Annotated in this window: 16 protein-coding genes; 9 read left to right on the top strand and 7 right to left on the bottom strand. The window is 69.5% G+C overall.

What is annotated here, in order from left to right:
* Positions 1-63 precede the first annotated feature (63 nt).
* The 3 genes from metK (at position 64) to LRA89_RS03235 (ending at position 3,687) form a co-directional block, all read left to right on the top strand.
* Positions 64-1,275 carry a methionine adenosyltransferase gene (gene metK / locus LRA89_RS03245; RefSeq protein WP_055755581.1) on the top strand — a complete coding sequence of 404 codons (1,212 nt, stop codon included), beginning with the start codon at positions 64-66 and terminating at the stop codon, positions 1,273-1,275.
* 91 nt (positions 1,276-1,366) lie between these two features.
* The gene (locus tag LRA89_RS03240) at positions 1,367-2,197 is read left to right on the top strand and encodes a hypothetical protein (protein ID WP_230768996.1); all 831 of its coding nucleotides are present in this window, start codon (positions 1,367-1,369) and stop codon (positions 2,195-2,197) included.
* A 407-nt stretch (positions 2,198-2,604) separates the two neighbouring features.
* Positions 2,605-3,687 carry a hypothetical protein gene (locus LRA89_RS03235; protein WP_230768995.1) on the top strand — a complete coding sequence of 361 codons (1,083 nt, stop codon included), beginning with the start codon at positions 2,605-2,607 and terminating at the stop codon, positions 3,685-3,687.
* 449 nt (positions 3,688-4,136) lie between these two features.
* Here LRA89_RS03235 and LRA89_RS03230 read toward each other — a convergent pair whose 3' ends face one another.
* Positions 4,137-4,754, bottom strand: a complete 618-nt coding sequence (locus tag LRA89_RS03230) for a phosphatase PAP2 family protein (protein ID WP_230768994.1) — start codon at positions 4,752-4,754, stop codon at positions 4,137-4,139.
* Positions 4,755-4,851: 97 nt separating this feature from the next.
* Here LRA89_RS03230 and trmB point away from each other — a divergent pair, with 97 nt between their 5' ends.
* Positions 4,852-5,532, top strand: coding sequence for a tRNA (guanosine(46)-N7)-methyltransferase TrmB (trmB, locus tag LRA89_RS03225; protein ID WP_230768993.1), 681 nt, complete (start codon positions 4,852-4,854; stop codon positions 5,530-5,532).
* On the opposite strand, the gene LRA89_RS03220 is transcribed toward trmB, so the two are convergent.
* The 4 genes from LRA89_RS03220 to LRA89_RS03205 are packed head-to-tail and all read right to left on the bottom strand — an operon-like array spanning position 5,513 to position 8,380.
* The gene (locus tag LRA89_RS03220; protein ID WP_230768992.1) at positions 5,513-6,976 is read right to left on the bottom strand and encodes a deoxyribodipyrimidine photo-lyase; all 1,464 of its coding nucleotides are present in this window, start codon (positions 6,974-6,976) and stop codon (positions 5,513-5,515) included. The genes trmB and LRA89_RS03220 overlap by 20 nt on opposite strands.
* A 2-nt stretch (positions 6,977-6,978) precedes the next feature.
* A complete protein-coding gene (locus tag LRA89_RS03215) occupies positions 6,979-7,473 on the bottom strand; it encodes a DUF427 domain-containing protein (RefSeq protein ID WP_230768991.1) in 495 nt (164 codons plus the stop codon).
* Positions 7,470-7,829: a thiol-disulfide oxidoreductase DCC family protein gene (locus tag LRA89_RS03210; protein WP_056496913.1), complete on the bottom strand. Its 360-nt coding sequence runs from the start codon at positions 7,827-7,829 to the stop codon at positions 7,470-7,472. Before LRA89_RS03210 ends, LRA89_RS03215 begins: the two co-directional genes overlap by 4 nt.
* Complete coding sequence (locus LRA89_RS03205) at positions 7,826-8,380, bottom strand: TspO/MBR family protein (protein ID WP_230768990.1); 555 nt, start codon at positions 8,378-8,380, stop codon at positions 7,826-7,828. The genes LRA89_RS03210 and LRA89_RS03205 overlap by 4 nt, the downstream gene beginning before the upstream one ends.
* Before the next feature lie 113 nt (positions 8,381-8,493).
* On the opposite strand from LRA89_RS03205, the gene LRA89_RS03200 reads away from it, so the two are divergent.
* Complete coding sequence (locus LRA89_RS03200; RefSeq protein WP_056496916.1) at positions 8,494-8,856, top strand: hypothetical protein; 363 nt, start codon at positions 8,494-8,496, stop codon at positions 8,854-8,856.
* Between the two features lie 49 nt (positions 8,857-8,905).
* Positions 8,906-9,244, top strand: a complete 339-nt coding sequence (locus LRA89_RS03195; protein ID WP_055755572.1) for a hypothetical protein — start codon at positions 8,906-8,908, stop codon at positions 9,242-9,244.
* A gap of 17 nt (positions 9,245-9,261) precedes the next feature.
* Here the strand turns inward: LRA89_RS03195 and copD are convergent, their stop codons facing one another.
* Together copD and copC are read right to left on the bottom strand one after the other, a co-directional pair.
* Entirely contained in the window at positions 9,262-10,125 is an 864-nt protein-coding gene (gene copD, locus LRA89_RS03190; RefSeq protein WP_230768989.1) for a copper homeostasis membrane protein CopD, read from the bottom strand.
* Positions 10,125-10,496 carry a copper homeostasis periplasmic binding protein CopC gene (copC, locus tag LRA89_RS03185; RefSeq protein WP_056496922.1) on the bottom strand — a complete coding sequence of 124 codons (372 nt, stop codon included), beginning with the start codon at positions 10,494-10,496 and terminating at the stop codon, positions 10,125-10,127. The genes copD and copC overlap by 1 nt, the downstream gene beginning before the upstream one ends.
* A 167-nt stretch (positions 10,497-10,663) precedes the next feature.
* Here copC and LRA89_RS03180 point away from each other — a divergent pair, with 167 nt between their 5' ends.
* The 3 genes from LRA89_RS03180 to LRA89_RS03170 are packed head-to-tail and all read left to right on the top strand — an operon-like array spanning position 10,664 to position 11,930.
* Positions 10,664-10,930 (top strand): hypothetical protein, encoded by a 267-nt coding sequence (locus tag LRA89_RS03180; RefSeq protein ID WP_055755569.1) that lies wholly within the window; start codon positions 10,664-10,666, stop codon positions 10,928-10,930.
* Positions 10,927-11,367 (top strand): periplasmic heavy metal sensor, encoded by a 441-nt coding sequence (locus LRA89_RS03175; protein ID WP_055755568.1) that lies wholly within the window; start codon positions 10,927-10,929, stop codon positions 11,365-11,367. Before LRA89_RS03180 ends, LRA89_RS03175 begins: the two co-directional genes overlap by 4 nt.
* Complete coding sequence (locus tag LRA89_RS03170) at positions 11,364-11,930, top strand: RNA polymerase sigma factor (protein WP_055755567.1); 567 nt, start codon at positions 11,364-11,366, stop codon at positions 11,928-11,930. Before LRA89_RS03175 ends, LRA89_RS03170 begins: the two co-directional genes overlap by 4 nt.
* Positions 11,931-11,952 lie beyond the last annotated feature (22 nt).

Raw genomic sequence — 11,952 nt, 5'->3', positions numbered from 1 at the left:
AAGGAAAGCTTTATATGCGGCATGGCAACGGCCGCGCGCTTTCGCTCTAACCAGAGGAAGTCCATGCGTTCCAATTATCTCTTCACCTCGGAATCGGTTTCCGAAGGCCATCCCGACAAGGTCGCCGACCAGATTTCCGATTCGATCGTCGATCTGTTCCTGTCGAAAGACCCCGAAGCGCGCATCGCCTGCGAAACGCTGACCACCACCCAGCTCGTCGTGCTGGCCGGGGAAATCCGCTGCAAGGGCGTGTTCGAGAACGGCCAGTGGGCCGACGGCGCGCAGGCCGAGATCGAGGCCGCCGTCCGTGAGACGGTGAAGAAGATCGGCTATGAACAGTCGGGCTTCCACTGGGAAACCTTTCGCTTCGAAAACAACCTGCATGCGCAGTCGGCGCATATCGCGCAGGGCGTCGACGCCTCGGGCAACAAGGACGAAGGCGCCGGCGACCAGGGCATCATGTTCGGCTTCGCCTGCGACGAGACGCCCGACCTGATGCCGGCCACGCTCGACTACAGCCACAAGATCCTCGCGAAGATGGCGGCCGACCGTCACGCGCGCACCGCGCCGTTCCTCGAACCCGACGCCAAGAGCCAGGTCACGCTGCGCTTCGAAAACGGCAAACCGGTCGCCGCCACCGCGATCGTCGTGTCGACGCAGCATGCGCCGGGCTATGACGAGGGCGACAAGGAGGCCGAACTCCACGCCTATGTGAAGTCGGTCATCGCCGACGTGCTCCCGGCCGACCTGCTGTCGGACGCGACCGAATATCACATCAACCCGACCGGCAGCTTCGAGATCGGCGGCCCCGATGGCGACGCCGGCCTCACCGGTCGCAAGATCATCGTCGACACCTACGGCGGCGCGGCTCCGCACGGCGGCGGCGCGTTCAGCGGCAAGGACCCGACCAAGGTCGATCGCTCGGCGGCGTACATCACCCGCTATCTGGCGAAGAACATCGTCGCCGCCGGCCTCGCCAAGCGCTGCACGATCCAGCTTGCCTATGCGATCGGCGTGTCGAAGCCGCTGTCGCTCTATGTCGACACCCATGGCACCGGCACCGCCGACGACGCCGCGATCGAAACCGCGATCGCCAAGATCGAGAAATTGGGCGGCCTGACCCCGCGCGGCATCCGCATGGCGCTCGGCCTCAACAAGCCGATCTATCGCGCCACCGCCGCTTATGGCCATTTCGGCCGCAAGCCCGAAGGCGACCTGTTCCCGTGGGAAAAGACCGACCTGGTCGACGAACTGAAGGCGGCGCTGGCGGCGTAAACCGTCTCGACAGCACGGCATTTTTGCGGGAGGTTCGCCGGCGACGGCGGACCTCCCGTTTGCATTGGGGGCCGCGTCGGAGGGGAACCTGATGCGACGCTTCCTGCTTCTGCTCGCGGCCTGTGCCACGCTGCCCGCCGCTGCCCAGACGACACCTACAACCGTACCCGCTCCCGTACCGACTGCTGCCGAGCAGGCCGAACTCGACCGCATCGTCGCGCGCGGACGATTGATGGCGGCCTATGACCGCGCGGCATGGCTCGGCACCGACGATGTGATGCCCCGCCTTGGCCAGCGGCGCGATCAGGCCGGCGGCTGGATCGTCGATGGTCCGGCAAGCGAACCGACCGTCGTCTTCCACGACCGCTCGAACCCACCGCGCGCGCTCTATTCGGCGCGGCTGGTCGGCGGCAAACTGGTCGATGCCACGATGCTGTCGGGCGACGCGGCCATCCTGTCGCCCGACCGGCTGCGCCTGATCGCGGCGCGCAACGCAGCGGCGAGGGCGATTGGCGCGGCCGGCATCGGTCCGTGCGGGTCATCGTTCAACACGGTCGTCGTCCCGCCGCCGACCGCGACCGGCCCGACCTCGGTCTATTTCCTGTCGCCGCAGATGAAGGCGGGCGAGATGCCCATCGGTGGCCATTACCGCGTCGAGGTCGCCGTCGATGGCACGCCCGGCACCCCCTACGCCTTTTCCAAAGGCTGCATGACGCTGCCACCCCCGCCGCCCGGCGTCCGTGAGGCGCTGGCCATCGCCTCGACGCTCACCGCGCCGCTGCCTAACGAAACGCACAGCTTCGCGGTGGAGGCCTATCGCCGGCCGCTGGTCGTCGTGATCCCCGGCCCGGCGCGTGCGTTCCTGCTCCGCCCGGGGCAACCGGTCCGCCCGTTCGCGATGCCGGCCACGCCGCGCCGCTAGTAGTTGGTCCATCCGCCTTGAACCAAGCGTCATCCCAGCGAAGGCTGGGATCTCCCCGTGACAGCACACAGCAGGAGCGGCGGGAGGCCCCAGCCTCCGCTGGGGCGACGCTTTGGGTACGATGAATCAACGACAAATGCCGATCGGCACTCCGCCCGAAGCGGCGCATGATCCGGCGTTTCGGGTCGAACGCGCTATCCGCTTCGTCACCCCGGACCTGTTCCGGGGTCCACTCGGCCGCACACGCTGCCGCTCAAGACTAGAACCACACCGATTGCCGCACCGTAGCCCCCGGAACACGTCCGGGGTGACGGTACGGAAATGAATGTCGATCAGACATGGTACACCGAATCACGCAAAACGTGCCGACAGCGCCCGGCCAAACGGCGCACCAAGGGGGGAATGCGATGCGAACGACGACGGGCCTGCTCACGGCCGCACTGGGCGCGATGATCGCCGCGACAATGCCGGCGACCGCGCAGCAGATGGGCAAGACCGTCATCCGCACCTCGGCGACCAAGCCCTATCGCTTCCGCCACAGCCGCCTCGCCGTTCCCACCGTCCTCGACGGCATCCCCCGCACCAGCGTCGAGGCGCTCGGCGCGGATGAACTCGACGTCTATGCCCGCTACGAACGGGGCAACGACATGATTACCGTCTATGTCTATCGGCAGGTCAGCGGCGCGGTGCCGGTGTGGTTCGATCGCGCCCGCCATTCGGTCGAGACGCGCACCGACCTGTTCGGCACCGTCACCCCGGCGATGGCCCCCGCCGCCTTCACTCCGCCGGGACAGACCACGCCCAGCGGCCTGATCGGCGCATGGAGCATCACCAAGCCGCCCTATCGCGGCACGGCGCTGGCGCTGCTGCCGCTCGGCGAATGGCTGGTGAAGGTGCGCTACAGCTCGTCCACCCTCGACGGCGCGGGTGTCGCCGCGCGGATGCCCGCCGTGCTGGCGGCGCTCGACTGGCCGAAGAATGTCGCGACCGGCCCGGCCGCGCAGCCGATCGCCGATTGCGCCACGCCGCTCACCTTCCCCACCACCGCGCAGCCGGTCCGCGACGAACAGGCGCTGACGTCGGCGGCGATCACCGGCGGCCTGTTCGCCTCGCTGCTGGCCAAGGCGACGCCCGAACCCGCCGCCACGTCGGTGCTGTGGTGCCGCGATCCGGCCCCGGCGCGCGTCGGCGGCGTCTACCGCGCCAATGCCGCGACCGACGCCTATCTGCTGGCGTTCACCGATTCGGGACGCGGGGCCAGCGTCGCACCCGACGCGATGGGCGTGCTGCTCGACGAAAAGGCTCCGCCACGCTGGTCGGTATCGCTCGACGATCTGGGGGCGACGACCAGCTACCCGCCGATGACCGCGCTCCCCCGCCCCGATCAGGTGATCGCCGCGCTCGAAGGCCCCGCCCTGTCGCGCACCTCGACCTGGGGCAAGAAGCGGCAGGTCGATGTCAATTCTGCCATGGTGGGGTCGGGCAAGTAGCGGCGCTGTCCTACAGTGCGGCGGCCGGGTAGCGTACCGGCCGCTCCTTGACCACGCGAAGATGACTCCACGATCACCGATCGCCACTGTTGCGATACGTTCGCAACAAACGCGCCATTAGTGTAAACTTTGTAAACTTTGGGCGAAATTGGACCACCGGAACTAGGACCGATCGACATTCAGCCGGACGGTGCCTCAGGCGCCTCCCCTCCCTGACAAGAGTTTCGGGTCGGTCATGCCCCCGGCATGACCTGAACAGTGCGGGGCACTGTTCACCCAAAACTGGGCTGGGGGTGGGTTGGCCCGAGAGGAAACATAAGCGCTCCACAACCGGCCTACCCACCCCCAACCCCTCCCTTCCAGGGAGGGGAGCAGATTGGGAAGCCATTTCGTTGAATGTCGATCCGCCCTTGGGGGCGGGTCGATGCCCGCCGCGTCGCCGGACGGTGCTACCCGCCCCGCTGGCCGCGCGCGCCCTGTTCGGCTGCAAGCAGCGTCGCCACGGCGCGCGCCACAACCGCCTCCGCCGCCCAGCCGATCACCGCGCCGACCACGACGTCGATCGGGAAATGCTTGCCCCGCGGAATCTGGATCGCGGCGATCGCCCCCGCCCCGGCATAGGCGGGACCGGCAGCCTGCGGATATTCGCGCGCCACCGCCCGCGCGACCGCGACCGCGCCGGCGGTATGGCCCGAGGGAAAGGAATTATGCGGCCCCTCGTCGCGCTCGCCCGGCGTCGGTCGATGCGCCTCGCGGCTGGCGAACAGATACGGCCGTGCCCGGTCGATATTGTGCTTCATCACGGCCTTCACCGCCGTCGCCAGCCCATGCGCCGCCAGCATCCGCGCACCGGTCCGCGTCAGCCGGCCATTGCCCGACACCAGCCCGGTGGCGATGACGCACAGGTTGATCGCGACGGTCGGCGGCTGATCGGCCACCTCGCTCAGCCAGCCGGCGACCTTTACCACCGGATGGTCGGACAGCTCGCGCGCCACCGCCTGTCCCGCCTCGGTATCGGCATCGACCAGCGCTTTCGCCTGGTCCTTTGCCTGCTGCTTCCTGCCCACGACCATGTTCCTCTCGGGCAATCGAACCCCTCACAACGGCCATGGGTCCGTGGCAAAGTGTTGCCGTTTGGCCGGACCCCGCCTACGTCCGCGCCCCATGAACGATCCCACCACCATCCGCCGCCTCTATGGCCGTCGTCAGGGGCACAAGCTGCGCACCGGCCAGGCCGCGCTGGTCGAGGAGCTGCTGCCCCGCGTTTCCGTCCCCGACACCGGGCCGCTGGACGCCGCCACGCTGTTCGGCGACAACCGCCCGCTCGAAATCGAGATCGGCTTCGGCGCGGGCGAGCATCTCGCCGGACAGGCGGCGATGCGCCCGACCCACGGCTTCATCGGCTGCGAACCGTTCCTGAACGGCGTGGTCGGTGCGCTCAACCACATCCGCGACGATAATCTCGCCAACGTCCGGCTGCACATGGGCGACGCGCTGGAGGTGATCGAACGTTTCGCCGACGCCTCGCTCGACCGGGTCTATCTGCTCCACCCCGATCCATGGCCCAAGGCGCGCCATGCCAAGCGGCGGATGATGAACCATGGCCCGATGGACCTGATCGCGCGCAAGCTGCGCCCCGGCGGCGAATTCCGTCTGGGCACCGACGATCCGACCTATTGCCGCTGGGCGATGATGGTGATGGACCAGCGCCGCGACTTCGCATGGCAGGCCGCGACCGCCGCCGACTTCCTCACCCGCCCCGCCGACTGGCCGGAAACCCGCTACGAACGCAAGGCCCGCCGGCAGGGGCATGAAGTCTGGTATTTCAGGTATATCCGCGCCTGAGATACCGGTCGGCTGGCAGTTCCGTTGGCACGGACACCGGCGGCACCGGTCGCGCGGCGGCGGCGGCGATCCATGCGTCGCCGCCATCGCGCCGGCGCGTTGATCCGTCGCCGCGCGTCGCCACCCGGCCATAAATCGGTCGCTCGCTGTCGCCCGGCGCGCCGCCGAACATCGCGGCGATATTGCCATAGGTCGACGGATCGCGCCCATCGAGGCTCAGCCGGTCGTTGAGGTAGCACGCCGTCGCCCATGCGGTTGCGGGGTCGGGGGTCATCGCGATGATCCGCTTGGCCCAGTACATCCGCAGGTTGTTGTGCATCCATCCAAACCGCAGGAACTGCCGCTGGCAGGCGTTCCACGTCTCGTCGCGCGTCTCTCCGCGTAGCATCGCCGCAAGGGTTTCGATCTCGGGCCGGGGATCGCCTTCATGCTCGGCCAGCGTCGCCCGCGCCCAGCCGGCGACCCGGTCGTAGCACTCGGGCGCCGCAAGGCCACGCGCCTGATAGTGGAACCACTCGCGCCATCCGAGCAGTTCGTCGGCGAACTTGGTCTTGTGCTTCGCCCCCGCCGCCGCCGCATCGACCGCGCGCATCACCTCGCGCGGTCCCAGCACCCCGAAGTGGAGATAGGGCGACAGGCCGCTCGCCCCCTCGCGCCGGGTCGCGTCGTTGCGGGTCACGGCATAGCCCGGCAGTACCTTGTCGACCAGCCGTTGCAGCCGGTCCCCGGCCGCCGCCCGGCCGGCGGGAAACGCAGCGCTGGCGGGCAGGCTGTGGTCGATGTCCAGACCGGCTATCAGCATGTCGAGATCGTCGTCCAGCACATCGGGCACGAACGGCAGCGCTCCGGCATAGGCCGCCACCTCGGCCGGCTCGTCCACCGCCTCCAGCCATGCCGCCCGTTCGGGTTCGTGACGCCGCAGAAAGCCCGAACGACCGCCGATGCCCTCGCCCAGCACCGCCGGGGGCACCAGACAGGCGGCGTTGACCGCATAGGCCGGGATCGCGACCCGCCCTGCCACCCGCTCGCCCTGCCAGCGCGCGACGAAGGTCGGCTGATCCTCCATCACCAGCGCGGCGGCATCGGCGGCAAGGCGATAGACCAGTCCCTTCTCGCGGTGCCCTGAGCGATCGACATGGCGGACGCAGGCCAGCCCACGCGCCTCGCACCCGGCGGCAAGATCGCGGCTCGCCCCCAAGATGAACTGGTGCAACCGGTCCGACGCATAGGGATAATCCTCGCGCACACCATGATAGACCAACACCGGCAGCCCAAGCGCATTACCCAGTCGGACGGCGGCATCGATCACCGGATTGTCGGTGGCGCGCAACGCCTGTTGCAGCCAACACAGGACATAGCGCGCGCCGGTCGCGATCGGCCGGTCGTTGGCCTCGCGGACACGCGGTGCCTCACGCCAGTCGGCAAGCCCGGGCGGCAGCGGCACGCTCACCATCCCATGCTGCCGGGAATGCCCTTGAATGGTCCGGCAAGGTCGTCGGTGATCCAGCCGCCATAGAAGCCGCCGGGCTGGGGCCGGACCCGCTCGCCATCGATGGTGCAGGCATCGAACGGCGCGGCGTAGAAGGCGACATGATCGCGCAGCATGGCGAAGGCCGGCGTCGGGTTTGGATAGCTCCAGCCGACGTCGTTGAACCGCTGCCCGCCGACCTCGACATGCCAGTAGCGCGCCTCCCCCTTCCATTCGCAGAACGATCGCCGTGTCGACGGGCGGAGCAGGCCTGGCGCAATCGCGTCGGGCGGGATGTACCAGCTCGGCGGATGGCTCGTTTCCAGCGTGCGGACGGCCGCGACGGTATCGGCGACGACGATACCGGCATGGACGATGCGGACATGCCGGTCGCTGGCTTGCGCGATCGCGGGACGCGGATAGTCCCAGACGCTCTCCTGTCCCGGCGCGGGCGCATCAGGACGCGGCCTCATACGCTTGCCTCCCGTCGCCCGAGCCAGCGTTGCAGGCGCGGGCGCACGATCAGGAACCGGCGATAGCCATATTCCAGCGCGGCCAGAACCGGCCGATAGCGCGCCAGCAGCCCCAACGGCCGCAGCAGCGGGATCGCGCGCCACATCGCCGCGAACGCCGCCGCGCCGGAAAGCATCCGCCCATCCTCGCGCGCATGGAACCGGGCAAGCAGCTCGGCACGGTCGACCGGGCAGTCCGCCGGGCCGGTCGCATCGACGAACTCGATCCGCCCGCGCCGGTCGAGCCGCCGCATCAGCGCGATCTCGCGCCGGCACAGCGGGCAATTGCCGTCGTGCCACACGGTGACGCGGCTCATCGCCTCTCCCCCGGATTATCACCCCAGATCCGCGTCGCCAATAGCGTCGCGAAGCCGAGCCATGCGACGAATGGCACGCCGGTCGCCGCCGCCGGCCGGTCGACCCGCGCGGCGGCGGCGACATAGGCGGCTCCGGAGGCGACCATCGCCCCCGACGTCGCCGCACTCGCTCCCAGCCGCTTCTCGCGAAAGAACAACTGTGTCCAGCCGCCGACCATCGCGGTGTTCAGCAGCCACAGGGCGACGGCGGTGTTGCGCGCCGCGCTCGACGGCTCGCGCAGCAACCGGTAGCCGCCGACGGCAAGGCCGGTTTCGAGTACCGGCCACACCGCCCCGAACACCGCGTCGGGCGGGGTGAAACCGGGCTTGTCGAGCCGGCGATACCAGCGGCGGATGCGGGGATGCGACGGATCGGGGGCATTCCGCCGCCCGACGACCGCACTCGCCCCCAGCACGAGGCCGACCGCGCCCAGCGCCAGCAGCGGCGACAGCCCGCCCTTCGACAGAGCGGCAGCGCCTTGAATGACGGTCGCGTCGGGATGTCGGGACATGGCAACGATCTCCTTTGCGTCGCACAACGATCGAAACGACATTCGGGCGCCTCGACAGGCTGTCCCACCAGCGCCTTTCGGGTAAGAGGCCGGCTGTCAGAGTAGGAAAGCGGATGAACGACACGTCGAAACCATGGGATGCCGATCTCGTCCGCACCTGGCTCGACCGGCGGATCGATGCCGCCCGGCTCGATCAGGCGGCGGCGGACCGGCGCGGCTATACGGCGCAGGACGACTATGACAAGGCGGCGGGCGAGGAATGGGCCTGTCGGGCGCTGCGGACCAGAGACCATGCCGATGACCGGACGGCGTTCGCCGCGCAGGTGAAGGCGCTGCTCGCGCAGGAGGAATATCGCACCACCGGCATCTACGACGATCGCCGGTTCGACCGGAACGTGCGCGCGACCCTGCGCAAGATCGCGAAGATGACCAAGGCGAACGACGGGTTCGCGAACACATTGCGCTATCAGGGCTGACGCGGACCGACCGCGGTACGGCACGACTTCAGGTGGATAATTTCAAGGCATGGCCCGCAAACACCCCAAACATGGTCCCTATCCAGCAGAAGCGGAGAACGAGGACGAGGCGCCGCCCCCGGTCGCGTGCTGGCTGTGCGGCCGGCCGACCGGCAAGACAATCGTCTGGCACCATCCCGTGCCCAAGAGCCGGGGCGGGCGCGACGTCGTGCCGATGCACCCGATCTGCCAGCAGACGCTGATGGCCAATTTCACCAATTCGGAATTGCAACGCCACGGCACCGATGTCGCGATGCTGCTGGCGCATCCCGACGTGCGCAAGTTCGTCGACTGGGTCGCCAACAAGGATCCCGACTTCACCGCGACCACGGCGAAGAAGCGGAAATAGCAGCCAGGGCGCGCGGGCTACAGCCCGGCAACCGGCGGCGCGAGCGTGCCGAGCCACGCGACCAGCGCGAGGATGGCGATACCGCAGCCGGTTTCCACCGCGACGCTCGCCCGCAACCCGCGCCACGCCGATGCCGGATCACCGGTCGGCAGGGCGAGCGCCGGGGTCAGCCGGAACCGGTTAAGGGCGGCGAGGCACAACATCGCGGCGAACAGCATCAGCTTGACGAGCAGCAACCGGCCATAAAGCGTACCGGTCAGTCCGCCAAAGCCGCCGACGAGCAGCCAGGCGTTGACGATCCCGCTCGCGACGATCGCCACGACCAGCACCGTGCCCAGCCCCGCGAACCCCGACGCCAGCCGGTGGGTGCGGGCGAGGCGCGACGGGTCGGGCACGCGGACGAGCAGCGCGCACAGTAGCGCCAGCACGCCGATCCACAATGCGGCGGCGAGCAGGTGGACAATATCGGCGACGAGATGCACCCGGCCGATCACCCCCTCATCCATCGCGCCATGCCCGCTCCACGCCAGCGTCGCGAGCGCCACCGCGCCGGCAAGCGCGGCAAGGCGCGGACGGGCAGCGAGCGCCACCGCCACGCACAGCGCGACGATCCGCACGACCCATGACCGGCCGACCGCCGTCGCCGTCACCACCATCTCCAGCGTCGCGCGGTCGACGTCACCGATTCCGGTGCCCGCCATGCCCGCCGCCAGCACGACCAGTCCGGCGACCGACAGCAGCATGCCGACGATCGCCAGCATCGCGACGATCCACGGCAGCCGCGCGACAGGATGGCGCCACCCGGCATAGCCCGCGATCCCGACCAGCAGCAGCAGGTCGACGAACAGTGCGAAGCGCAGCGCGATGCCGGGCAGGTCCATCACTTGACCTTGAAGGCGTAGCTGCCGTTGACACGGTGGGTATCGCCCGACACGACATGCCAGTCGAGCCGGTAGCTGCCACGCGGCAGCGGCCGGGCCAGCGTCGCCACCAGCGTCTTGCCATCGGCGGCGACGCTGGTCTGCAACGGCATCCGCATCGGCGATTTCATCTTCATGCCGGGCATGTCGGTCATCTCGATCGTGATGCCGGAAAAGGCGGCGACGAGCGGTTCGGAAAAGCCAAGCTGCACCACCTTGGTCGCGGGCACCGTCGCCTCGGCGGCAGGGGTGGCGGCAAGCAGCTTCGGATGGGCCAGCGCCGGTGCGGCAGCGAGCAGGGCGGGCACGGCAAGAGCGATCAGATGGCGCATTGCGATCCTTCGTCAGACAGGAAGCAGGGCCGGACTGTCCGGCCCCATGCCAAGCGATACGCAGCGGGCGACACCGTCCCTCGCCCGGACGAAATGATTTTCGGGCTTGAGGGAAAGCGGCGGGGCGTGCGTATTGGATAGGCCCGTTACCGATGTAGAGATGCCCGATGCCGACCGACCTCGACCGATCGCTGGCCCTGCTGGGCGACACTGACGAACCGCCCGCGCTGGCGCGGCTGGAGGGGGTGCTGTTGTCGCGGGTCGCGGCCGATCGCGCGGCGCGGGGGACGGGATTATCGATGGCGTGCGGCGCGGCGGTCGGCGCGGTCCTTCTTGGACTGGGCGCGGCGGGGCCGACGGGCAGCCCGGCAGCGGCGGCACCGCTGGGCATCGACATGGCGCTGGCCCCCTCCACCTTGCTGGCCGGGCGATGAGCCGCACGCGCTGGACGCTGCTGGTCGCGCTGGTCGCCTTCGTCGCGGCGCTCGCCGGGGTGGTTGCCGGGCGGATGCTGACCACGCCGCCGCATCACGACGGTGGCGAACTGCACGCGCTGCTGCACGACGGACTGACGCTGACCCCGGCGCAGCGTGGCGCGATCGACACGCTGGAGGCACGCTTCGCCATACGGCGCGCGGCGCTGGAGGCACGGATGCGCGCCGACAACGCACGCCTCGCCACGGCGATGGCCGCCGAACATGCGGCGGGACCGCGCGTGACGGCGGCGGTCGATGCCTGCCACCACACGATGGGCACGCTGCAAAAGGAAACGCTGGCGCATGTCTTCGCGATGCGCGCGCTGCTGCGCCCCGATCAGGCCCCGGTGTTCGACCGCGCCGTGGCGCGGGCGCTGACCGCCGGCCAGCGGTGAGCGATGCGCTGGCGGCGGTGTCGGACGCCGATCTGGCGGTACTGGCGCGCAGCGGGCACGAGATGGCGTTCGCCGCGCTGTTCGCCCGGCACCGCGCGCGGGTCTATCGACTGATCCTGAACAACGTCGCCGACGCGGACGAGGCGCTCGATCTGGTGCAGGAGACGTTCCTGTCGGCGCATCGCGCGCTCGGCCGCTACGATCCGGCCCGGCCGATGGCCGGGTGGCTGGCGACGATCGCGCTCAACAAGTGCCGTGACTGGAGCCGGCGGCGGACGGTGCGCCGCTGGCTGTGGCGCGCGCGCCCGATCGAGGAGGTCGCCGACACGCTCGGCGACGGCGCGCCGGGGCAGGACATCGCCATTGCGGACCGCGACCGGTTGACCCGGCTGCGCGCGGCGATCGCCGATCTGCCCGCCACGCTGCGCGAACCGCTGGTGCTGTGTGCGATCGAGGGGGCGAGCCATGGCGAGGCGGCGGCGATCCTCGGCGTCAGTGCCAAGGCGGTCGAAACCCGGCTGCGTCGCGCGCGGCTGCGATTGGGCGAGATGCTGCCCGAATGACGGGCCGGGATGAGGGATGCGT

This window comes from Sphingomonas sp. Leaf4 (assembly GCF_920939515.1).
GTDB lineage: Bacteria > Pseudomonadota > Alphaproteobacteria > Sphingomonadales > Sphingomonadaceae > Sphingomonas.
Note: the sequence above shows the minus strand (reverse complement) of the source record. Positions and strands in the feature narration are given on the sequence as shown.